The 21,806-nt window shown below is 33.7% G+C and carries 23 protein-coding genes; 13 read left to right on the top strand and 10 right to left on the bottom strand.

The features are described 5' to 3' along the window. Nucleotides 1–56: 56 nt before the first annotated feature. The 5 genes from ED556_RS01020 (at nt 57) to ED556_RS01000 (ending at nt 3,857) form a co-directional block, all read left to right on the top strand. On the top strand, nt 57–416 hold the full coding sequence (locus tag ED556_RS01020; RefSeq protein ID WP_296318675.1) for a hypothetical protein: 360 nt from the start codon (nt 57–59) through the stop codon (nt 414–416). A 147-nt stretch (nt 417–563) separates the two neighbouring features. Continuing rightward, nucleotides 564–1,667 carry an alanine dehydrogenase gene (ald, locus tag ED556_RS01015; protein ID WP_296318674.1) on the top strand — a complete coding sequence of 368 codons (1,104 nt, stop codon included), beginning with the start codon at nt 564–566 and terminating at the stop codon, nt 1,665–1,667. Nucleotides 1,668–1,705: 38 nt separating this feature from the next. Further along, a complete protein-coding gene (locus ED556_RS01010) occupies nt 1,706–2,272 on the top strand; it encodes a hypothetical protein (protein WP_296318673.1) in 567 nt (188 codons plus the stop codon). Between the two features lie 83 nt (nt 2,273–2,355). Further along, nucleotides 2,356–3,051 carry a zinc metallopeptidase gene (locus ED556_RS01005; protein ID WP_296318672.1) on the top strand — a complete coding sequence of 232 codons (696 nt, stop codon included), beginning with the start codon at nt 2,356–2,358 and terminating at the stop codon, nt 3,049–3,051. Between the two features lie 98 nt (nt 3,052–3,149). After that, a complete protein-coding gene (locus tag ED556_RS01000) occupies nt 3,150–3,857 on the top strand; it encodes a Bax inhibitor-1 family protein (protein WP_296318671.1) in 708 nt (235 codons plus the stop codon). Between the two features lie 50 nt (nt 3,858–3,907). Here ED556_RS01000 and ED556_RS00995 read toward each other — a convergent pair whose 3' ends face one another. The 3 genes from ED556_RS00995 to ED556_RS00985 form a co-directional block, all read right to left on the bottom strand. Continuing rightward, nucleotides 3,908–4,378 carry an Lrp/AsnC ligand binding domain-containing protein gene (locus ED556_RS00995; RefSeq protein WP_296318670.1) on the bottom strand — a complete coding sequence of 157 codons (471 nt, stop codon included), beginning with the start codon at nt 4,376–4,378 and terminating at the stop codon, nt 3,908–3,910. An 80-nt stretch (nt 4,379–4,458) separates the two neighbouring features. Then, complete coding sequence (locus tag ED556_RS00990) at nt 4,459–4,977, bottom strand: hypothetical protein (protein ID WP_296318669.1); 519 nt, start codon at nt 4,975–4,977, stop codon at nt 4,459–4,461. Between the two features lie 157 nt (nt 4,978–5,134). Further along, on the bottom strand, nt 5,135–6,499 hold the full coding sequence (locus ED556_RS00985; protein ID WP_296318668.1) for a saccharopine dehydrogenase C-terminal domain-containing protein: 1,365 nt from the start codon (nt 6,497–6,499) through the stop codon (nt 5,135–5,137). Nucleotides 6,500–6,581: 82 nt separating this feature from the next. On the opposite strand from ED556_RS00985, the gene ED556_RS00980 reads away from it, so the two are divergent. Then, nucleotides 6,582–6,971: a DUF423 domain-containing protein gene (locus ED556_RS00980; RefSeq protein WP_296318667.1), complete on the top strand. Its 390-nt coding sequence runs from the start codon at nt 6,582–6,584 to the stop codon at nt 6,969–6,971. 65 nt (nt 6,972–7,036) lie between these two features. Next, nucleotides 7,037–8,653 (top strand): phosphoenolpyruvate carboxykinase (ATP), encoded by a 1,617-nt coding sequence (gene pckA, locus ED556_RS00975; protein ID WP_296318666.1) that lies wholly within the window; start codon nt 7,037–7,039, stop codon nt 8,651–8,653. A gap of 60 nt (nt 8,654–8,713) precedes the next feature. Here pckA and ED556_RS00970 read toward each other — a convergent pair whose 3' ends face one another. Then, complete coding sequence (locus ED556_RS00970; RefSeq protein ID WP_296318665.1) at nt 8,714–9,463, bottom strand: uroporphyrinogen-III synthase; 750 nt, start codon at nt 9,461–9,463, stop codon at nt 8,714–8,716. Between the two features lie 11 nt (nt 9,464–9,474). Next, nucleotides 9,475–10,134 (bottom strand): DUF4271 domain-containing protein, encoded by a 660-nt coding sequence (locus ED556_RS00965; RefSeq protein ID WP_296318664.1) that lies wholly within the window; start codon nt 10,132–10,134, stop codon nt 9,475–9,477. A gap of 108 nt (nt 10,135–10,242) precedes the next feature. Here ED556_RS00965 and ED556_RS00960 point away from each other — a divergent pair, with 108 nt between their 5' ends. Genes ED556_RS00960 through ED556_RS00950 form a run of 3 tightly spaced genes read left to right on the top strand, consistent with a single transcriptional unit; the run spans nt 10,243 to nt 12,775 of the window. Next, on the top strand, nt 10,243–10,968 hold the full coding sequence (locus tag ED556_RS00960) for a polyprenol monophosphomannose synthase (protein WP_296319795.1): 726 nt from the start codon (nt 10,243–10,245) through the stop codon (nt 10,966–10,968). A gap of 1 nt (nt 10,969) precedes the next feature. Beyond that, nucleotides 10,970–12,313, top strand: a complete 1,344-nt coding sequence (locus tag ED556_RS00955) for a dihydroorotase (protein ID WP_296318663.1) — start codon at nt 10,970–10,972, stop codon at nt 12,311–12,313. Between the two features lie 3 nt (nt 12,314–12,316). Further along, the gene (locus ED556_RS00950) at nt 12,317–12,775 is read left to right on the top strand and encodes a DUF4296 domain-containing protein (RefSeq protein WP_296318662.1); all 459 of its coding nucleotides are present in this window, start codon (nt 12,317–12,319) and stop codon (nt 12,773–12,775) included. Here the strand turns inward: ED556_RS00950 and ED556_RS00945 are convergent. Next, a complete protein-coding gene (locus ED556_RS00945; protein WP_296318661.1) occupies nt 12,772–13,791 on the bottom strand; it encodes an NAD-dependent epimerase/dehydratase family protein in 1,020 nt (339 codons plus the stop codon). The genes ED556_RS00950 and ED556_RS00945 overlap by 4 nt on opposite strands. 133 nt (nt 13,792–13,924) lie before the next feature. Between ED556_RS00945 and tyrS the strand changes: the two genes are divergently transcribed. Further along, nucleotides 13,925–15,223 carry a tyrosine--tRNA ligase gene (gene tyrS / locus ED556_RS00940; RefSeq protein WP_296318660.1) on the top strand — a complete coding sequence of 433 codons (1,299 nt, stop codon included), beginning with the start codon at nt 13,925–13,927 and terminating at the stop codon, nt 15,221–15,223. Between the two features lie 84 nt (nt 15,224–15,307). Here the strand turns inward: tyrS and ED556_RS00935 are convergent, their stop codons facing one another. From ED556_RS00935 to ED556_RS00925, 3 genes are all read right to left on the bottom strand, one after another. Continuing rightward, the gene (locus tag ED556_RS00935) at nt 15,308–15,748 is read right to left on the bottom strand and encodes a YHS domain-containing (seleno)protein (protein WP_296318659.1); all 441 of its coding nucleotides are present in this window, start codon (nt 15,746–15,748) and stop codon (nt 15,308–15,310) included. Between the two features lie 42 nt (nt 15,749–15,790). Then, nucleotides 15,791–16,768 (bottom strand): acyl transferase, encoded by a 978-nt coding sequence (locus ED556_RS00930; RefSeq protein ID WP_296318658.1) that lies wholly within the window; start codon nt 16,766–16,768, stop codon nt 15,791–15,793. 158 nt (nt 16,769–16,926) lie between these two features. Then, nucleotides 16,927–18,816, bottom strand: a complete 1,890-nt coding sequence (locus ED556_RS00925; RefSeq protein WP_296318657.1) for a T9SS type A sorting domain-containing protein — start codon at nt 18,814–18,816, stop codon at nt 16,927–16,929. Between the two features lie 230 nt (nt 18,817–19,046). On the opposite strand from ED556_RS00925, the gene ED556_RS00920 reads away from it, so the two are divergent. Continuing rightward, nucleotides 19,047–19,733 carry a response regulator transcription factor gene (locus ED556_RS00920; protein WP_296318656.1) on the top strand — a complete coding sequence of 229 codons (687 nt, stop codon included), beginning with the start codon at nt 19,047–19,049 and terminating at the stop codon, nt 19,731–19,733. Continuing rightward, entirely contained in the window at nt 19,733–20,773 is a 1,041-nt protein-coding gene (locus ED556_RS00915) for an ATP-binding protein (RefSeq protein ID WP_296318655.1), read from the top strand. The genes ED556_RS00920 and ED556_RS00915 overlap by 1 nt, the downstream gene beginning before the upstream one ends. Here ED556_RS00915 and ED556_RS00910 read toward each other — a convergent pair. Further along, on the bottom strand, nt 20,756–21,799 hold the full coding sequence (locus ED556_RS00910; RefSeq protein ID WP_296318654.1) for a glycosyltransferase: 1,044 nt from the start codon (nt 21,797–21,799) through the stop codon (nt 20,756–20,758). The genes ED556_RS00915 and ED556_RS00910 overlap by 18 nt on opposite strands. Between the last annotated feature and the right edge of the window lie 7 nt (nt 21,800–21,806).

Raw genomic sequence — 21,806 nt, 5'->3', positions numbered from 1 at the left:
ATAAAAAAATGTCATTTCGAGCGTAGTCGAGAAATCTCACGATTCAGAATAAAAAAATGAAGTTTAAGCTAAAAAGAAAAGGTAGGTTAGTATTATTTTTCTTCTTAGCTGTAGTTGTTAGCATATTATTGATGCAATTTTTCGAAGAGCGTTTTAATCAAGAGATCTGGCATACTGCTCCAGAGGAACGCTACAAAATGCTTGATGATATTCTTGAGAATAAATTTCTAATTGGTAAGACTAAGCAAGACGTCATTTCAATTTTAGGCGAACCAGATAAAACTCTAATTTCTGAAGGTGATTATTTTGTATATGAGTTAGGTGACCCACCAAGTTTTTTCGATTCTGATCCTCAATATTTATTAATCACCTTTGAAAATGACACGGTAGTAAAATTGAGCAAAGCGATAGATTGATTTTAGATTACCTATTATAGAATTTTCAGTTTTTTCGTCAAAAATTGAAATATTCGTAATAATAATAAATATCTCATTTTTAACTATTTAATTTCATGAATTAGAGCTAAATTCGAGTCCAATTATTAATCACAATATCTGCCGTAGATGAAAATTGGAATTCCCAAAGAAATTAAAAACAACGAAAACCGAGTAGGCATGACACCTGCCGGAGTTTTTGAACTTACTAGAAAAAATCACACTGTATTTGTACAAAAAGACGCTGGTTTAGGAAGTGGCTTTTTTGATAAAGATTACCAAGAGGTTGGTGCTAAACTATTAGACACCATCGAAGAGGTTTATGCATCAAGTGAAATGATTGTAAAAGTAAAGGAACCAATTGCTCAGGAATACGATTTAATTAAACCACATCATGTGGTGTTTACTTATTTTCATTTTGCATCGAGTGAACCTTTAACTAGGGCTATGATAAATAGCAAAGCAGTTTGCATAGCCTATGAGACGGTCGAAGATGAAGATGGTTCATTACCATTACTAACACCAATGTCAGAAGTTGCAGGACGAATGGCTATTCAACAAGGTGCTAAATACTTAGAAAAGCCGATTAAAGGACGTGGTGTATTACTAGGTGGCGTACCAGGAGTTCCACCAGGGAAAGTATTGGTATTAGGTGCAGGTACTGTTGGTATACAAGCCGCTAAAATGGCAGCAGGTTTAGGTGCGCATGTGACAATCATGGATATAAACATGAAACAATTGCGTTATGTTAATGATGTTATGCCTAACCATGTTGTAACTGAATTTTCGAGTGAATTCAATATAAGAAAGCGTATTAAAAACCATGACTTAATAGTTGGTGGCGTACTTATAAAAGGTGCAAAAGCACCGAAGCTAATCACAAAAGATATGCTTAAAGACATGCGGCCAGGTACTGTAATTGTTGATGTTGCAGTGGATCAAGGCGGTTGTATAGAAACTACGAAAGCAACGACTCACGAAGATCCTACATATATTATTGATGATGTTGTACACTACTGTGTGGCAAATATGCCTGGTGCTGTGCCTTATACCTCGACATTGGCTTTAACTAATGTTACCTTACCTTATGTTTTAAAACTGGCAGAATTAGGTTGGCGAAATGCTTGTGCTAAGGATAAATCACTAGCAAAAGGGCTTAATATTGTTGATGGTAAAATAGTATACGAAGAAATAGCAGAAGCCTTTAATTGGTCTGTTGAGGCAATGGCATAGCGCATACATTTCTCTATCTTTATTGAAAATACTAAAGCATGAAATTTATAAAGTATTTTCTATTAGCAATTGTCATTACTAATTGTAGTGCTCAAAAACAGCGAGATACATCTTCTAAACAAGAAACAGTAGAGCCAATAAATGACCAGCGTTTTCCTGATAATATTCTTGGAAGTTATAAAGGTGATTTAATCATTAAAAATGCCAAAGGTGAGCAGATAATTGGTATGGAGTTTCATATTAAAGCAACAGATTCAGTTGGCAAATACGATTACCAAATTGTATATATTATGGATGGTAATCGGCAAGAACGTAATTATAGTTTAATAACTATGGATGCAAGTAAAGGTGAATTTGTTGTTGACGAAAACAATGGTATTTTATTATCTGCCAAAGTTTATGATAATAGATTATATAGTGTTTTTGAAGTTCAAGGAAATCTGTTATTTACAATAGAAGAATTCTACGATGACCACATGATATTTCAGATTATTTTTTCTAAAGCTAATGAGAAAACTGAGTCTGGTGGTGAGCAAAATAATGTACCTAGCGTATTTTCATATCCAATAAGTGTTAGTCAACGTGCCAAGCTTATAAAGCAATAAACTGACAAAATTTCTTAACATTGATTTGGCTTACTTTTTGCTTAATATCTAGTAAATTTATAATTCAATAAAAGAAGGAAATTATGTTTGGATATTATATTTTAATCGGAGCAATAGCTCTTGTAAGCTGGTTAGTAAGCAATAAGTTGAAGCAAAAGTTTGCATTTTACTCAAAGCGTCAGCTCCAGAATGGAATGTCAGGTAAAGAAATAGCAGAAAAAATGTTGGCTGATAATGGCATATTTGATGTAGAAGTTATTTCAGTTAGAGGTCAATTAACAGATCATTACAACCCAAAAAATAAAACTGTAAATCTTAGTGAGGCTGTATATAATCAACGCAATGCTGCAGCTGCAGCAGTAGCTGCTCACGAAGTTGGGCACGCAGTGCAACATGCTACTGCTTATGGCGCATTGCAAATGCGTTCATCACTAGTGCCAATTGTAAGTATTACTTCTGGTATGTCGCAGTGGTTAGTTATTGGCGGCCTAATAATGGGAGCAGCAGCTGGTATAGGAATGGGATATTGGATTGCTGTTGCTGGATTAGTGTTTATGGCATTCGCAACCTTATTTAGCTTTATTACATTGCCTGTTGAGTACGATGCTAGTAACCGTGCATTAGCATGGTTAAAGAACAAAAACATGGTATCACAGCAAGAATACGAAGGTGCTGAAGATGCTCTAAAATGGGCAGCAAGAACCTATTTAGTAGCTGCTATTGGTGCCTTGGCATCTCTATTATATTGGGCACTACAAGTTTTTGGTGGTCGAGACTAATAACTTTTCTTTAAATATGAATGAGCTCTGAGAAATCAGAGCTTTTTGTTTTCTGTAATTTATGTTTACATTTATGAAAATTAAAAATCAATCAGTTTATGGAAAACCAAATTCAAGGACCAATAATGGTAGGTCATTTAGAGGAAAGTGAAAAAGCTACTTTTTATCGTAAAACCTACACACATGTAGCATTTGCAATTTTAGGATTTATGCTACTTGAATATATCTTTATCGGTATGTTTGAAGAGACTGTTGTCTCTATCATTAACCTCATGTTTGCAAATAGTTTTTCGTGGTTAATTGTTTTAGGTCTTTTTTGGGTTGGAAGTACAATGGCAGATAAACTGGCTCATGACCCTTCAAGGCAAACACAGTATATGGGCTTAGGTCTTTATGTTTTACTTGAAGCTATCATCTTCCTTCCAATGATATATTTAGCAGCGTATCATTCTTCAGGAACAGCTATGTTGACTCAAGCTACTATAATTACACTATGCCTTTTTGGAGGTTTAACGGCAGTAGTTTTTATGTCAAATCAGAATTTCTCTTTTCTTAAAACAGGATTGGTAATAGGTACATTTATTGCTGTAGGCCTAATTGTAGCAGGCTCAATTTTTGGCTTTGATTTAGGACTATGGTTCTCAGTTGCAATGGTAGTTTTTGCTGGAGCAGCAATATTATATCAAACATCTAAAGTAAAATACGAATATACAGGCGACCAGTATGTTGGTGCTGCTTTAGGAATTTTTGCTTCAGTGATGTTATTATTTTGGTATGTACTTCAAATTCTAATGTCAAGAGATTAGTATCAATAAATTTAAAAAATTAAAGGCTCTGGATTTTCAGAGCCTTTTTTTTAGATCTTAATTTGTCGGTTAATCTGCTGTTGCAATGATATAAACGTTTCGGTTCTTGAAACTCCAGTGATACTTTGTATTTGGGTATTTAAAACATGCATTAAGTGTTCATTATCTTTAGACAAGATTTTAATAAAAATGCTCCAGTGACCCGTGGTATAATGACATTCTATGACTTCGGGAATCCGTTTCAGTTGCTTTACAGCTTCAGGATTACTTACGGCCTTATCTAAGTAAATACCAACATAAGCCATTGTTGTATAACCCAAAACTTTAGGATTAACAATAAATTTTGAACCAGCTAGTAGACCAGATTTCTCAAGCTTTCTAAGTCTTTGGTGTATTGCAGCACCAGAAATACCAACATTTCTAGCAATTTCTAATATTGGTGTTCGAGCATCTTCCATTAAGGCTCTAAGTATCTTTTTATCTATACCATCAATAAAAACACCTTTGTCATTAACCTTCATTATTCAAAATGATTAAAATTGAAAGTTAAAAATAGTGAATCAATTTCAAATTGAAAGTTTTTGAAAGGATTTAGTTTTAATTAATCTTCATACTCTAGTTCAATAAATGTACCCGTCATTGTTGTTGATGTTGGATCATTAATGGGGTTTGCGGTAATTTCAAAATTCCCTGATAATAGGCGTATTCCTGATTCTGTCGGGTGAGTTATATTGTCTGTAATTGTAACATTCCCAATCGAAGAGTAATAACTCATTTGAGGATTACTCTGTCTAATCAACACATAAGTGACAAAATTATTGACATCAATATCGCCCATGGTTTTAATTGTGCCAGAATCGAATCCGCCAGAACTATTTAAGAAAATAGTTATCTGGTTGCCATTTGTATCACCTGCATCTATAGTGATTGTATTGTTAGTTGCCTGTTTTGTAACCTGATAAATACTATCAGAAAACTCAAAATTATTGAATGTGCCACCATTTATGACGGCATTGACACCTGGGTTTTCAGCAATTGGATTACCTGTGTTATCATCACTTTCACAAGAAAAAATAAAAAGAGTGATAATTACAATTCGAAAGAAGTGTAAGTTTCTCATAAGTAGGTTTTTTTCGAAAAAAATGACTTATAAGGTCATTGTTTTTCAGGTTTATAATTAGGGTTTTGTCGGCTTAATTTGGGATAAGCCGATATGTAATGTAGTAAATTATAATTAAATCGGGGCTTTAGAGTCTTATTCTATTATAATTTTAGCCTTAAATATTAAGAGGATTATAACCCAAATAAGGGACTTCTTTTTCAGAAAATTCCACACCAAATTCTTTTAATTCTTCTAGTATTGGAGTATAAACTTCTTTTGTAATTGGGATTTGTACTCCTGGTGTTTTTATTTTACCGTTGAGAATAGCTAAAGTTGCTATAGCGACAGGTAAACCAACAGTTTTAGCCATTGCCGTATAAGTTTGATCTTCACCTAATGCCACCATCGTCGCATCAATTTGATGTCGTTTGCCTTTAAGCTCGTAACCAAATTTGTGATACATCACTATCATATCTGTGTCTTCAGAACTCAAGGTCCAGCTATCCATTAATATTTTCTGCAAAATTTGAGCTGGTGTTGCTTTTTTAAGCTCTACTTTTTTGGTGTCGCTAAAAATGTCTAATTCAACAAATTTGTCCCAAACGATATCATCTTGATCAATTTTTAGAGCATGCCTAAACTTCAATTCAACAGAATCTGTTGGGCTGTATGGTAAAAAAGCATTCACAAAATCGCGATAACTCATATTTTCACTATCATCTATAGTGTAGCTATCATCAGTCATTCCGAGTTGGACAAAAACATTCCATGCACGGCTAAAACCTACACGTCGCATTGTGCCTCGATATAATGTTTTTACGTCATCAAGGCCATAAACCGACTGATATTTTAAAGAATCTCTATTGGCATAGGCTTCAAAACGGCCATAACCTTCAACTTCTAAAAATTCTGTTCTTCTAAATAATCTATGATAAGGGATATACTTAAACTGGCTTTCTTGTAAAAATTTTGCCGCACCACCTTGACCTGCTACAACAACATTTCTGGGATTCCAAGTAAACTTATAGTTCCATAAATTATCATCACTTTCTGGGGCAACTAAACCACCTGTAAAGGATTCGAATAAGATAAGTTTTCCACCGTCATCTCTAATCTTATCAATGACTTGCATAGCGCTCATATGGTCGATGCCTGGGTCAACACCGATTTCATTCATAAATACAAGATTGTGCTCTTTTGCTTTATGGTTAAGAGCTTGCATTTCTTGACTTACATAAGAAGCTGTCACCATATGCTTTTTGTAGGTAATACAATCTTTTGCAACTTCAATATGAAAACGAGCAGGTAACATAGAAATCACAATATCAGAATGCTTTATAGCTTCAACTCTTGACTCCGAATTAAAAACATCAAGATGAATTACCGAAACTTCAGGATTATTATCAACTAGCTTTTTAGCGTTATTGATATTAAGGTCACCTATTGTAATCTCAAGTCGTTCTGACTTAGACTTTTCAACTAAATACTTAATGAGGTATGATGAAGACTTTCCTGCTCCGATGATTAAAATCTTTCGCATAATGACTTTATATGATTAATTTTGTTGACCACGAATGTAGTAAATCCTCGATGGATTTTAGATAAATTAAATCACTTTTGTTATGAATAAAAAGTTGTTGGTAACAGGTTCTATTCTTGGAATTTTAGGTATAATTTTAGGTGCATTCGCAGCTCATGGATTAGAAGAGTTGGTCGATGAAAGTGCAATAGATTCATTTAAAACAGGGGTGCGTTATCAGATATATCATGCCTTTTTGCTATTATTTATAGGCGCCACTTCTTTTCTCACTAATAAAGCAAAATCAGCAATCTATATATTAGTTATAGTAGGTGTTGTTTTCTTTTCATTTTCAATATACGGTTTAGCTACTAATGGCCTTACAAGTTTTGATTTTAAAACAGTTGCTTTTATTACCCCAATCGGAGGTTTGCTCTTAATTTTGGCTTGGATTGTGATGTTGATTAATATCTTAAAAAGTAAGACGCTTTAGTAACTTTTAGGGTTAGTATTTAATAATAAAGTTATATTTTTGCGCAGTAATACAATACATAAAATATGGTAAATTCAGACCAATCTACGAAAACGATTTCGTTAGAAAAATATGGTATTAAAAATGCTACGGTTCACTATCAATTACCTCCAAGTGAATTACAGGAAGCAACAATACAAAAAGGACAAGGTATTGCTACAGCTTCTGGTGCTTTAGCAGTAAATACCGGTGAGTTCACAGGCCGTTCACCTCAGGATAGGTTTATTGTTAAAGATGATATCACTAAAGACAGAATTTGGTGGGGCGACATTAATATTCCGTTTGATAGTGATAAATTTCAGAAGTTATACGATAAAGTAGTGGATTACTTATCTGACAAGGAAGTATATGTTAGAGATAGTTACGCCTGTGCGGATGCAAATTATAAACTTAATATTAGGGTTATTAATGAGTATCCATGGAGCAATATGTTTGCTTATAACATGTTTTTACGTCCTACTGAGGACGAGTTAGACGCTTTTTCTCCTGAATGGACAGTTGTAAATGCGCCAGGGTTTATGGCAAATGCTGAAGTAGACGGTACACGACAACATAACTTTGCTATTTTAGATTTTACCAGAAAGATTGCCCTTATTGGAGGTACGGGATATACAGGAGAAATTAAGAAAGGTATTTTCTCGGCACTTAACTTTTTATTACCTGTGTTTAAAAACACATTACCTATGCACTGTAGCGCAAATGTTGGTAAAGACGGTGATACTGCAATTTTCTTTGGACTTTCAGGAACGGGTAAAACTACACTTTCAACTGATCCTGACCGCAGTTTAATTGGTGACGATGAACACGGTTGGACGAATGAAAATTCTGTATTTAATTTTGAAGGCGGTTGTTATGCCAAGGCAATTAATTTGTCAAAAGAACAAGAACCAGAGATATATAATGCTATAAAGAAAGGTGCAATTCTTGAAAATGTTATAATTGACGATCAAGGTAATGTGGATTTTGAAGACACTTCTATAACCCAAAATACAAGAGTAAGCTACCCAATTTATCATATCGATAATATTAAGACACCATCAATTGGTCATAACCCGAAGAATATTTTCTTTTTAACAGCTGATGCATTTGGCGTTTTACCTCCTATTTCTAAGTTGACACCTGCACAAGCTGCATATCATTTTATCTCAGGATATACAGCTAAGGTTGCTGGAACAGAAGCAGGAGTAGTAGAGCCGCAACCATCTTTTTCAGCATGTTTTGGCGCGCCCTTTATGCCATTGCACCCTGCAAAATACGCGGAGATGCTAAGCACAAAAATGAAAGAGGCTGGTGTTAATGTATGGCTAATTAACACTGGTTGGAGTGGTGGACCTTATGGCATAGGTAAACGTATGAAATTAAAATATACCAGAGCCATGATTACTGCGGTTCTTGAGGGTCATTTAGGATTATACAATTATGATGAATACCATATACATTCGGTTTTTGGTGTTGCACAACCTAGATCTTGTCCTGGAGTGCCATCTGATATATTAAGCCCTAGGGCAACTTGGAATGATGATGAAGCTTATTATAAGATGGCATTTAAACTTTCTAATGCCTTTAGAGAAAACTTTAAGCAATTTGAAGCGTATGCTTCTGAAGAAATAAGACGTGGCGGTCCACAACGTTATGCATATTAGGTAATAAAAAAAGCGATTCAATTTTGAATCGCTTTTTTTATACTATGTTGAATTAGAGAATTACTTCCCTTTATTTACTTGATCTATATATTTTTTTAGCGCCATAGTCATTGAAGGTGTTTCAGGAGTTGGAGCAGCAATATCTACGCGTAATCCTTTTGCTTCAACAGCTTTAATTGTTGTGTTTCCAAAAACTGCAATACGAGTGTCATTTTGCTTAAAATCTGGAAAATTATGGAATAATGATTCTATACCAGAAGGACTAAAGAAAACTAAAATATCGTAATAAACATCTGCTAAATCAGATAAGTCACTAATCACAGTTTTGTAAAATGTAGCTTGAGTCCAATTAACACCAAGATTATCTAAAGTACCAGGGATAACTGGCTTTACTTTATCTGTTGTAGGTAGCAAAAACTTTTCGTCTTTATACTTTTTAATTAAGGGTGATAAATCCTCAAAGTTACGTTTACCAACATAAATCTTGCGCTTTCTGTAGACTACATATTTTTGAAGGTAATAAGCAACAGCTTCAGATTGACAAAAATATTTCATAGTATCTGGTACCTTGAAACGCATTTCTTCAGCTACTCTAAAAAAATGATCTACAGAATTTCTACTAGTAAGTATAATAGCAGTAAATTTTGTAAGGTCAATTTTTTGTAATCTTATTTCTTTGGCTTCAACACCTTCAACATGTATAAACGGTCTAAAATCTACTTTAACCTTCTGACGCTCTTGCAAATCAAAATAAGGAGAGTTTTCAATTTTAGGTTCTGGCTGTGAAACCAATATCGTTTTTACTTTCATAGGTTACGCTTTTAAACGATTTTGTCGTTAAGTACCTTATACAAAATAACATAAGGTCCGATTTCGAGAGCGCAAAGATACAATAAAAAATAGAAAAAATGCGGAATAATCAATTTTTGATAGAGTAACAAAAATCTGAAGAAACCACTGATATTAATTAAAAAGAACACGCTAATAGCTAAATATATGACAATTTTTTGGTCTAGATTACTGAATAATAGTAATATATTGAATACGACTAAAATTAGTCCAGAAATGTTTCTATAAGTCGTTTTTTGGAATAAGTTGGCTCTAATAATGCCCGATATTTCAAAAATATAACCCATTAAAAGTTCTAATCCGTTTTTAGCTAGCACAAAAACCACAATGGCAGACAATAACAGAAGTAGAGGAATGAACTCCGTTGTATTAAATGTTGATTGATTAAAATACTTATAGGTAAAATAAATAAAACAACCTGCGGACAACATAAAATTAATTAATAAGATACTATTAAAGAAATCTATCTTTTTATGCTCCTTGGTATATAGTTTTAAGTATCTGTCGTTCCAAATGACAGAAATAAAATCGTAGAAGCGCGAGTTAGACAAATATCTTGCAACAACCACAAGAATTAGACATACCGCAATTAGTATGGTAAAAAAATCTTGTGATAAATAATCTCTAAGCATGCTGCTAATTTATAAAGAATAGTCAAAGATGAAAGGTATATTTATTAGTAAAATAATAGCACTTATAATTGTTCAAAAACTTTACATTTGCTAAAAGCTAGTAATTCTATGACTGATGCTATAGTCATCATACCAACCTATAACGAGAAGGAGAATATTAAAGAAATCATTGAAGTAGTGTTTTCTTTACCAGAAGATTTTCATGTTTTAGTGGTTGATGATAATTCACCAGACGGTACAGCCCAGATTGTAAAAACATTACAAAAGAACTCGCAAAATAAAGTGCATCTCATACAACGAAAAGAGAAAAATGGTTTAGGAACGGCCTACATTGAAGGTTTTAAGTGGTGTTTAGCAAAGCACTATAAATTCATTTTTGAGATGGATGCTGATTTTTCTCATAACCCAATTGATTTGATTAAACTTTACGAGGCTGCTGCACAAGATAATGCAGATGTAGTTATAGGATCGAGATATATCAAAGGCGTTAATGTTGTTAATTGGCCTCTGATGCGAATTCTTTTATCTTATGGTGCATCCTTATATGTAAAGTTAATTACTGGCATGCGTGTGCAAGATCCAACTGCAGGATTTGTTTGTTATAGACGAGAAGTTTTAGAGGAAATAAATCTCGATAAAATAAAATTTATAGGGTATGCATTTCAGATTGAAATGAAATTTAAAGCTTACAAAAAAGGCTTTAAGATTATTGAGATTCCCATTATCTTTACAGATCGAATTAGAGGCAAATCGAAAATGTCTGGAGGTATAATTTCCGAGGCAATATTTGGGGTTATTTCAATGAAATGGAACAGCCTATTTAAAAAAGACTAAGATGAAGAACCAAACGTTGATAAAAAACGCCAAAATTGTAAATGAAGGTGAAATTATTGAAGGCGATATACTTATTGAAGGTAAAACAATTAAAGAAATAAACGATTTTATTAGTGCCAAATCAGCAGATGTTAAGGTAATTGATGTAGAAGGTAATTATGTATTCCCAGGAATGATAGATGATCAGGTTCATTTTAGAGAACCAGGACTTACACATAAAGCCAATATTGAAACCGAATCTAAAGCCGCAGTTGCTGGAGGTATTACATCGTTTATAGAAATGCCAAATACTAAGCCTCAGACAACAACGGTTGAGAAACTTGAGGAGAAGTTTGACATAGCTGCAAAATCATCTTACGCCAATTATTCTTTTATGTTTGGCGGTACTAATGATAATCTCGAAGAGATTTTAAAAGTCGATACCAAAACTGTAGCTGGGCTTAAACTATTTTTAGGATCTTCTACTGGAAATATGTTGGTTGATAATCCTGATGTGCTCGAAAAAATATTTTCTAGTACAGATATGGTCATTTCTGTACATTGTGAAGATGAAGAAACAATTAGAGGAAATTTAGCCAACTTTAAAACAAAATACGGTGATGATATTCCAATGGAAATGCATCCGGTGATTAGAAGTGAAGAGGCATGTTATTTATCCTCTTCAACAGCTATAAAACTCGCTAAAAAAACTGGAGCACGATTGCATGTGTTTCATTTATCTACTGCAAAAGAGACAGAATTATTTACCAATAAAATTCCTTTAAAAGATAAAAAGATAACGGCTGAGGTTTGTATTCATCATTTATGGTTTTCTGATGAAGATTACAAGGCCAAAGGAAGCCATATAAAATGGAACCCGGCTGTTAAAACAAGCGAAGATAGAGATGGACTTTGGAAAGCATTGCTTGATGGACGTATAGATGTAATTGCTACTGACCATGCACCACACACTATTGAAGAAAAGAGTAACCCATATACAAGTGCACCTTCTGGTGGTCCATTGGTACAACATGCATTTGTTGCCTTGTTAGAAGCATACCATAACCAAAAAATTTCTCTAGAGCTTATTGCTCAAAAAACTGCTCATAATCCAGCAATACTTTTTGATGTTGAAAAAAGGGGCTATATTAAGGAAGGTTACTTTGCAGATTTAGTTATTGTAGACTTAAATAATCCATGGACGGTTACTAAAGACAATATACTTTACAAATGTGCCTGGTCTCCATTTGAGGGTAATACCTTTAAGAGTAGAATTACGCATACCTTTGTTAATGGCCAATTAGCATATAATAACTTTAATGTCCTAGACGTTAAAGCAGGAATGCGTTTAACTTTTGAAAGATAAATAATGAAGCATCTTCTTTCTTTAATTTTTATTTCAAGTATTCTTATGAGCTGTGAGCAACGGTTTCAGCCTAATAAACCTGATAATCTAATTCCACAGGAAAAAATGACTAATGTGCTGTACGATATGTTTATAGCCAGTTCTGCAAAAGGTGTAAGTCGCATAAAATTTGAAGCAAAAGGAATAGATCCAGAAACATATATTCTAAAAAAGTATGAAATTGACAGTCTGCAATTTGCTTTAAGTAATGATTACTATGCCCACAATGTTGAACTCTACAATGCAATGATAGAAGATGTTAAAGCTAAGCTAACTGCAGAAAAAACTAAGTTTGAAGCTATTGAAAAAGATGAAAAAGAGAAGAATAAAAGAAAAAAAGACTCTTTAAAACAATTGCTAGAGACTCAAAAAAAAGATCCTAAATACAAAAACTCACCATCAAGAGTTAAGCAAAATGACTAGTGCTTTAGATCTTTTAAGTACAACTCCGAAACCTTTTTTATAGAGACATCGATTGGTGTAAAGTTGTAATTTAAAGTAGTTTTTATTTTAGAATTATCGTGCTTTGTCACTGAAGTTAAAGTTTTAGCAAGTTGCTTAGATAACGTTCTGCGTTTGCCTAATAGTTTGTGGCTCAACCAATCTAATCGCCATAAGAAGGCCAGTTGCCAAGCCTTAATTTCCTTCGTTTTTTTGGAGACACCTAGAGCTTTTGCTGTTTTAATATTAAAATCTTGGAATGGTATATTTTCAGCAATAAGAATAAAACCCTCATTTTTTATATCGCTATCCATGAGTTGCACCATAATGTCAACTGTATCCCAAACATCAATATATGCAGAACTCCCTTTGGTATAAAATGATAAACCGTTATGTATTTGTTTAAACAAGCTTCCGCTACCACCACCATGCCAATAACCTGGACCTAAAATAATACCAGGATTAACAATTACAGCGTTTAGATTTTCTTGTGTACCTCGCCAAACTTCTAATTCTGCGCCGTGTTTTGTAATGGCATATACACTATGGTCAAGTTCGGTATTCCATTCAGTAGTTTCATTTATAAGAGTGTCTGGATTATTGGTTTGCCCTGCAGCAGCGATTGAGCTAACATAACAAAGCTTTTTTACATTGTGCTTTATGCTCAGATTAACAATGTTTGCAGTGCCTTCTATATTTATTTTTCGAAGAGTTCTGTATTTATCGGGCTCAAAAGACACAAAAGCTGCACAATGGTATACGTGTGTTATACCTTTAAAAGCATCAGTTAGGTTTGGTATATTAGTAATATCTGCATCGACCCATTCAATAGAATTAAACAAGTTTTCGTAATCATCAGTATAATAAGAAAACACATGTTTTACAGTATCTAACTTATGCTTTCTACGATATGTAGCGCGTATATTTTTACCTTTTGTAATTAAGTTGTAAAGTAAGTGCGAACCAACTAAGCCAGTACCACCAGTGACTAAAATCATAAAAAGTGCTTTGTGTTAAAAAGGTCGGTTACTGAGTGTAGCCGAAGTAAAGGTAGTGTTTTTTGCATTTGACTTTTGTGTTTTAAAGCGGAAACATATCTTTGCCAAACTAATTTTAGATTAAAGTTACCTCATGGAAAAGAATTTTCTTGAAGAGTTAAAATGGAGAGGAATGCTACATGATAGCATGCCTGGAGTAGAAGACCATCTTAAGGAAGAAATGCGTAGTGCATATATTGGTTTTGACCCAACAGCAGATTCTTTGCATATAGGAAATTTAGTGCCAATAATGCTATTGGCACATTACCAGCGTTGTGGACATCAACCAGTAGCTTTGGTTGGTGGTGCCACAGGTATGATTGGCGATCCATCAGGAAAATCGAGTGAACGTAACCTTTTGGACGAATCTACGTTACGGCACAATCAAGAAGCCATAAAAAACCAATTAGCACATTTTCTAGATTTTGAAAGCAATGCACCAAATGCTGCAAAATTGGTAAATAATTACGATTGGATGAAAAACTTTTCGTTCCTAGAATTTATTCGTGATGTCGGTAAACATATCACTGTAAATTATATGATGGCAAAAGATTCGGTAAAGAACAGAATTTCTGGAGAATCATCTAATGACGGAATGAGTTTTACGGAGTTTACATATCAGTTAGTTCAAGGTTATGACTTTCTGCATTTATATAAGTCTGAAAATTGCACCATTCAAATGGGCGGTAGTGACCAATGGGGGAATATTACTACCGGTACAGAGTTAATAAGACGTATTGGTAATGGTAAAGGATTTGCCATTACATGCCCATTAATTACTAAAAGTGATGGTTCAAAATTTGGAAAATCTGAAGGTGGTAATGTTTGGTTAGATCCTAATAGAACATCACCTTATAAATTTTACCAATACTGGTTAAACTCTAGTGACGAAGATGCTGAAAAGTATATCAGAATTTTTACATTTTTAGAACAAGAAGAAATTGAAACTATTGTTGCTAACCATAAACAAGCACCACATTTAAGGGTGTTGCAAAAACGATTAGCACAGGAGATCACGACTATGGTTCATTCTGAAGAGGATTTTATCAATGCTGAAAAAGCTTCGAATGTTTTGTTTAGTAAATCTTTTAAAGCTGATATTGCTACTATTGATGAAGATACCTTTTTAGATGTTTTTGATGGTGTACCACAAGCAGAGATTTCAAAATCTGAAATTGCTGAAGGTCTTGACATGATTGCAGCGTTGTCTGCAAAGACATCTTTTTTAAGTTCTAATGGAGAAGCAAGACGCGCACTAAAAGAAAATTCTATTTCTGTAAATAAAGAAAAAGTAAAAGAGGATTATAAAATCACCTCAGAGGATTTAATTAATGATAAATACGTGATTCTGAATAGAGGAAAGCGTAGCACATTTATTATTAAGGTAGCATAAAAAAACGCCCAGATGTCTCTGGGCGCTTCCAACCAATCAATCAACTTTCAACTATTAATTAATTTTTCTTTTTCATAGAAAATATTAATTTTTAATAGCCTCCCAATTTTGGTCGGCTTTTTTCTGTAAACCTTTCACATTATTTTTTTGCCATTTTTTTAGCGTGTTTACACCCCAAGAATTATAGAATAAATAAAGCTTATTATCTCTAATTTCGAAGGTCTCAGGATTGATGCTAACCTTTTTAGAATCAACAGCTACAGCATATGCGCAATAACCACCATATTGAGGTACGTACTTTTCTGGAGCTTTTAAAAAGGTGTCTAAATTTTCTTGAGAGCTAAACTTAAATTTCACGCCATCGTATTTGGTAGTGAAATTCTTTTTGCCTTCAACGGCATTATTATCAAAGTATTCTACAACATCGTAACCATTGGCAATAAATCCTTTTTTTAGATTATAGTCAATAGACTGTGCAGATAGAAAAGTAGTAGTTATTAAAAATAGAAAGAATAAAAATCTCATAGTAAAAATGTTTTTAGCTATGTCGAACTTGTTTTTACTTTCTTACAAGACCATAAGATTACAACCGCGAATATCTGAATTGTCGAAACGCCCAAGAATCTCGAATGTGTTGTTATGGACTTTTCCTAAATCTTGTGTTGCTATAAATGAGCAAGAATTGATATTAGCCAAATCAATAACATTAATACCTCCAGTTTTATTAGTGTTTTGAATGCTAAGCGCATCTTCGGTATCACGGATTAAAATTTTCATCCATGGTGGACATTCAAAAATGCCGTTTCCCATAGAATAAGCTTGGCTCAAAAGTTCTGTCATACCATATTCGCTATGTATGAATTCAACACCAAAACCTTGTTTTAAAATGGCATGTAGTTCTGCTCTTATAAGCTCTTTACGTCGACCTTTCATGCCGCCAGTTTCCATAATAATCGTCTGCTCAAGGTTAAATTGAAAGGTTTCAACCAAATCTAATAACGCAAATGAAACACCTATTAATAGTGTTTTTTGCCCTTGAGAATCAAGTTCATTAAGGTTTTGAGCTAGTTGAGATAAGTTGTCTAAATAGAAACCGCTATCTGGTTTATTAGAAGACTTAATTAAATGGTCTACCATATAGATTAATGAAGATCCATCACGCTCTAAATACGATGGTAATAAAGCTAATATAGTATAGTCTTCAATGTTTCCATAAAAATGCTGAAAACCCTTTCTGAAGCTTTCTACATAAATAGCTAAATCAGTAACATGGTGTTTACTAGTAGTTATACCAGTGGTTCCTGAGCTTGTAAATGTTTTTTCTATTGAATTTTTAGTAGATAAAACAGCATGACTTTTAAAAAATTGAATGGGTAAAAACGGAATATCTTCAACAGTTTTTATATCTGCAGGATGCTTGTATAATAAATCACAGAATGACCGATACACAGGATTATTTTCGAACTGAAAACGAAACACCTCTAATGCTAAACGGTTAAATTCAGCCTCAGACGAAATATTAAAAATGTCACTCGTTTTTATCATTAAATTACTACTCGTAGGGTATTTATGAATTGTAAATTGAAAAGAAGTCTATAATTAGGACAAGTCCTTGAAATATAAATCTCGATTATCTCGTAAAATTAATGAAAATAAAAAGCGCTACCAATGGGTAGCGCTTTAAGATCCTTATATTATTAAGCTTACTTAATTACTAACTTTTTAGTGCTAGTTGCACCATCTTGTGTAAGATTAAGTAAGTAAATACCAGATTTTAAATTAGAAACATCTAATGTGTTAGTAATAGTTTCTGCTTTTACTTGTTTTCCTAAAATATCAAACACCTTAACATCAATTGGAGAAGCGTTAATACTAGAAATAGTGACTTCACCAGTATTAGTTGGGTTAGGATACATTGAGAATCTGTTTAAATCAAAATCATTGGTTGATAAAGCAAATGCATTGGCAGAACCAGGAGTTCCTAAATCACCATCACCATATGTGAAACCAGGAGGAACTAGTCCCCAATTTGTTCCAAGGTCATTATCTAGGTTATTCCTTGCTAATAAAGTGTTTGATAACTCCATAGCATTACCTGATGTTGCCGGAGGAAAAGTACCATCCCAAATAACTTGATCAATAATACTACCTTGACACTCAATTACAATTCCATCTGAGCTAGAACCACTATTACTTAATGAAATATCTCCATTATAAGAGTAAGCTCCTGTAATACCTCCATTTGCCATGCTATCTCCATTAATTACAAAAACAAAATATCCACCAGCTGGTACTACCGTAGGTAATGTTATAGTATGAGGTGTTTCGAAACTTGAGTTAATATCTTCATCTCTTATTACCCATCCTAACATATCTATGTCAGACCCTGTGTTATTATATACTTCAAAATATTCACCATTAGCATCACTTACAGCACCTGGATTACGCATAATTTCAGATATAATAATATCACCTGGATTTGCACATACAGATGGTACACAAGCAGGGCTAGTTATATTTTCGGTGAGATCACAGCTACTAGTTGCATCGCCCGTAATATTAAATGTAAAATCTGTACCCTCAAGAACTGATGTAATAAGCATGTAGCCACTCGCATCAACGGTTGGGTTTCCATTACTTACATCTAGAGTACCTATACCGCCAGTATCTACGGTGTAATTAGAAGTTCCTCCACCTGTAAAATCAATTCTTGTAGTGTAAGTATCGGCACCTGCAGTATTTGCATCACATGTAACTATAGGAGTTTCTAGTACTAAGTCACAAGGAAATTCTACTGTAAAGGATATAGCGTCAGAATCCAATAAACCACCATCTACTAATTGAACCTCTACATTATAAGTAGTTCCGTCTGTAGTTGTAATTTCGAATGGGCTCATTTGATCCATTGAAGTTACTCCATTAACAATAACGTTAACTGTTTCTGAACCAGATAGATTATTAGTAGTCCACTCCAAATTAACTGGTGTTGAACCAGAAGGAAGCATTGCCATATCAGCAGGAGATGTAATAGCTATTGTAGGAGTTGCAGCACCGAATGATTGGCCAGTATTAATGGTTCCAGCACTTGAAGCTGATGGTCCAGACCATGTGAAATTTTCATAGGTAGTTCCTGAACCAGTAAGCTGTAATGAATCTCCAACCGCAGTACCACCACCTTCAGATACGCCAATATCTGTTGAAGTAATACCATCTGCAGGGCCACCAGAAGCCATAAATGACCCTTCATAGCTTAAAAATTGGATTAATGTACCGTTATTATCTAACGCAATTCCATCGGGTGCACCATTTTGCATCCCTGCTATCGGAAACCAAACAGCACCAAAACCAGAACCACCTTCGTCAGGAATTGTACCTGAGAGTGTTTCGGTATCATAAGAGCTACCATTACTTCCATTGTAGAGCGTAATTGTATACGTTGATAAATCAGTGCCAGCTGGTCCTGCTATTTCAACACCTTCATTAACATCACTACTTGCATTATCATAATGAATCTCATTAATAAAAACAGTAGTCTGCCCAAAAGAAGCAGTAGATATTAAAATTGTAAAAAGTAAAAAGTAAAGTTTTTTCATATTAAAAATATTAGTTTTTAGAGCTACAAATATACTAAGATTATTGGCTCTAAATAAGTGATACTAAGTAATTAGAGATCATTTTATAATTATTTAATATCAGTATCCATTTGTCGATAAAATAAAGACTTTGACCGATTAATGTTAGGTAATTGTTATCAATTGCACCTTAACTTAAAAATTGTACAGATATAATTATCTTTACAATGCGTTAATAATCATTGCTTATTTTGAAAAAAAGGGATATTAAAATTTTATTGGTCGATGATGAGGCCGATATTTTAGAAATTGTAGGCTACAATTTATCTTCTGAAGGGTACCAAGTTGTTACAGCAAAAAATGGTGTTGAAGCCATAGAGAAAGCCAAAAAGCACAAACCACATCTTATTATTTTGGATGTAATGATGCCAGAAATGGATGGGATCGAAGCCTGTGAAAGACTAAGAGAAATTCCTGAGTTAAGTAATGTTATGATAACCTTCCTAACTGCTAGAGGCGAAGATTACTCTCAAGTTGCCGGTTTTGATGCAGGTGCCGATGATTATATTACCAAACCCATTAAGCCTAAGGTACTAGTAAGTAAGGTTAAGGCCTTACTGAGACGCTTAAAAAATTCCGAAAAGCCAAGTGACGAAATTATCACCATAGGGCAACTTGTTATCAATAGAGAAGAGTATAAGATTACTAACAAAGGTGAAGAGATTATTTTACCAAGAAAAGAGTTTGAATTACTATCTTTATTGGCAACCAAGCCAGGTAAAGTTTTTAAACGCGAAGAAATCCTCGATAAAGTCTGGGGCAATGAAGTTGTTGTTGGTGGTCGTACCATTGATGTACATATTCGTAAACTCAGAGAAAAAATAGGCGATAAATCTTTTAAAACCGTTAAAGGTGTTGGTTACAAGTTTGTAGACTAATGCAAAAAACGCTTAAAAAATCTTACAGATTTGCGCTTAGGACAGCCGCTTATGTCACTACTGTAGCTTCAGTTTTGATGGCGCTGTTTCTTTATATTTTTCATAGTATAGATTGGGAGTTTGCCATCTTTCCATTTGCATGCTATGTTGTTTGTTTTGTAGTTATTCAGTTTAGAGTTGAACGTTTTATCTATCGACGTGTTAAGCAGATATACGACGATTTAACTTTATTGGAATCTACAGACTTAAGGCAACAACCAATTACCACGGACATGTCTACATTAACTCGCGAAATAGACAGATATGCTAATGATAAGAAAATAGAGATTGAAACACTTAAGGTGCGTGAAGAATACCGTAAAGAGTTTCTGGGAAACGTGTCGCACGAGTTAAAAACACCCTTGTTTACTGTTCAAGGTTATATAGAAACACTTCTTGATGGCGCTATGAACGATGAAAAAATTCGAAAAAAATACTTGAACAGAGCTAGCAAAGGTGTTGAACGATTAACCTATATACTTAAAGATTTGGATATGATTACCAAATTAGAGGTTGGTGATTTAAGCCTTAATCGCGAAAATTTTGATATTATAGAATTAGTACAAAACGTTTTTGATCTTTTTGAGATGAAAGCTAACAAAAAGAAAATTACGTTAACATTCGATACAGATTATACACAACCGGTTTATGTTTTTGCTGATAAAGAACGTATTCAGCAAGTATTGGGAAACCTAATAGTTAATTCTATAAAATATGGTTTAGAAAGAGGTACTACTGAAGTTAGTATAGAAAACTTAATAAAAAATAAAGTTATAATCCGCGTTACCGATAACGGTGAAGGTATCGAGAAAGAACATCTTAGTCGACTTTTTGAACGCTTCTACCGTGTTGACAAAAGTGGGTCAAGAAAAGAAGGTGGTTCTGGTTTAGGATTATCTATAGTAAAGCATATTATAGAAGCTCATAACGAAAAAATTTATATAGAAAGTGAGCCTGGTGTTGGTAGTGAGTTTTCTTTTACATTAGAAAAGGCTAAATAATTCCTTAAAATTTATTTCAGAATTCAATGTCTCAAATCCTGAGTAATTAGGATGTACTTTTAAATCTGAACTTGTAATAGTATCTTGTTCGAAAGAAGGTGCAATTAAATTTTCATTTAGTTTTTCTGCAAGATAAAGTTGTTCAAACTGTCCTGGTGTAGGAATAAACACAGCTTTTTTGCCCAACTTAGCCAAATCCATAATAGTTGTATAACCGGAGCGCGAAATAATAAGATTACTTGAATTTATAGCATGTTCAAGTTTTTTGCTAGTCATGTAATTATAAAGCGTAATGTTTCCTAAATAGGTTATTTTCTGCTTGTCCTCGACCATACCCCTAATAAAAACAATATTTTCTTTTTTGTTCTTGAGCTCTAATAATAGCTTTTTTTCGAGTTGAGTTCGTTGTGGTTCAGGGCCAGACAATACAACAAGAATGTCAATGGTTTTATCTAACTTTTCTTTTTCAAACCGGCTTAATGTACCAATATATTTTACATTCTTTATTTTTTGTTTTGGGCGACCTAAATCTCCACTAAGATTTGTGTTACTATCTAAGTCTGGCACCCAGCATTGATCAAATTTCTTGATAATATTTTGATGTAATTTACTACTAATCCATGTGGTTCGCCCGCTTAAAACATTAAGTTGATGCGTAATGTATACTGATGGGATAGACTTGTCTCTAACTCCAAATCGATTATCAGAAATAACACCACTAATTGACTCTTTTTTAACCAATTGTTTTATAACGGATTTCTCTCTTCGAATAGTTCTTAAAATATGAGGTGATGTTTTCAAAAGCTTTAGTTTAAACCTACCAGGTTTTTTAGAATAAGAAATATCGTACGATGGCAACTCAAAAGCTAATAAATTTGGAAACTCTTTTTTTAATAGCTCCAAAGCACTACCATCAGAAGCAATTATAGGCTCAAAATTGTGTTCAATAAGCGCATTTATTAAAGGAATGCATCGTGTTGCATGACCTAATCCCCAATGTAATGGTGCTACTAAAATTCGTTTCATCCTAACA

The organism is Winogradskyella sp. (genome assembly GCF_003712105.1).
Taxonomy (GTDB): Bacteria; Bacteroidota; Bacteroidia; order Flavobacteriales; family Flavobacteriaceae; genus Winogradskyella.
Note: the sequence above shows the minus strand (reverse complement) of the source record. Positions and strands in the feature narration are given on the sequence as shown.

Excerpts from the sequence above, each read along its gene's own strand:
- ED556_RS01020 (WP_296318675.1), top strand. The coding sequence starts at position 57 with ATGAAGTTTAAGCTAAAAAGAAAAGGTAGGTTAGTATTATTTTTCTTC.
- ald (WP_296318674.1), top strand. The coding sequence starts at position 564 with ATGAAAATTGGAATTCCCAAAGAAATTAAAAACAACGAAAACCGAGTA.
- ED556_RS01010 (WP_296318673.1), top strand. The coding sequence starts at position 1,706 with ATGAAATTTATAAAGTATTTTCTATTAGCAATTGTCATTACTAATTGT.
- ED556_RS01005 (WP_296318672.1), top strand. The coding sequence starts at position 2,356 with ATGTTTGGATATTATATTTTAATCGGAGCAATAGCTCTTGTAAGCTGG.
- ED556_RS01000 (WP_296318671.1), top strand. The coding sequence starts at position 3,150 with ATGGAAAACCAAATTCAAGGACCAATAATGGTAGGTCATTTAGAGGAA.
- ED556_RS00995 (WP_296318670.1), bottom strand. The coding sequence starts at position 4,378 with ATGAAGGTTAATGACAAAGGTGTTTTTATTGATGGTATAGATAAAAAG.
- ED556_RS00990 (WP_296318669.1), bottom strand. The coding sequence starts at position 4,977 with ATGAGAAACTTACACTTCTTTCGAATTGTAATTATCACTCTTTTTATT.
- ED556_RS00985 (WP_296318668.1), bottom strand. The coding sequence starts at position 6,499 with ATGCGAAAGATTTTAATCATCGGAGCAGGAAAGTCTTCATCATACCTC.
- ED556_RS00980 (WP_296318667.1), top strand. The coding sequence starts at position 6,582 with ATGAATAAAAAGTTGTTGGTAACAGGTTCTATTCTTGGAATTTTAGGT.
- pckA (WP_296318666.1), top strand. The coding sequence starts at position 7,037 with ATGGTAAATTCAGACCAATCTACGAAAACGATTTCGTTAGAAAAATAT.
- ED556_RS00970 (WP_296318665.1), bottom strand. The coding sequence starts at position 9,463 with ATGAAAGTAAAAACGATATTGGTTTCACAGCCAGAACCTAAAATTGAA.
- ED556_RS00965 (WP_296318664.1), bottom strand. The coding sequence starts at position 10,134 with ATGCTTAGAGATTATTTATCACAAGATTTTTTTACCATACTAATTGCG.
- ED556_RS00960 (WP_296319795.1), top strand. The coding sequence starts at position 10,243 with ATGACTGATGCTATAGTCATCATACCAACCTATAACGAGAAGGAGAAT.
- ED556_RS00955 (WP_296318663.1), top strand. The coding sequence starts at position 10,970 with ATGAAGAACCAAACGTTGATAAAAAACGCCAAAATTGTAAATGAAGGT.
- ED556_RS00950 (WP_296318662.1), top strand. The coding sequence starts at position 12,317 with ATGAAGCATCTTCTTTCTTTAATTTTTATTTCAAGTATTCTTATGAGC.
- ED556_RS00945 (WP_296318661.1), bottom strand. The coding sequence starts at position 13,791 with ATGATTTTAGTCACTGGTGGTACTGGCTTAGTTGGTTCGCACTTACTT.
- tyrS (WP_296318660.1), top strand. The coding sequence starts at position 13,925 with ATGGAAAAGAATTTTCTTGAAGAGTTAAAATGGAGAGGAATGCTACAT.
- ED556_RS00935 (WP_296318659.1), bottom strand. The coding sequence starts at position 15,748 with ATGAGATTTTTATTCTTTCTATTTTTAATAACTACTACTTTTCTATCT.
- ED556_RS00930 (WP_296318658.1), bottom strand. The coding sequence starts at position 16,768 with ATGATAAAAACGAGTGACATTTTTAATATTTCGTCTGAGGCTGAATTT.
- ED556_RS00925 (WP_296318657.1), bottom strand. The coding sequence starts at position 18,816 with ATGAAAAAACTTTACTTTTTACTTTTTACAATTTTAATATCTACTGCT.
- ED556_RS00915 (WP_296318655.1), top strand. The coding sequence starts at position 19,733 with ATGCAAAAAACGCTTAAAAAATCTTACAGATTTGCGCTTAGGACAGCC.
- ED556_RS00910 (WP_296318654.1), bottom strand. The coding sequence starts at position 21,799 with ATGAAACGAATTTTAGTAGCACCATTACATTGGGGATTAGGTCATGCA.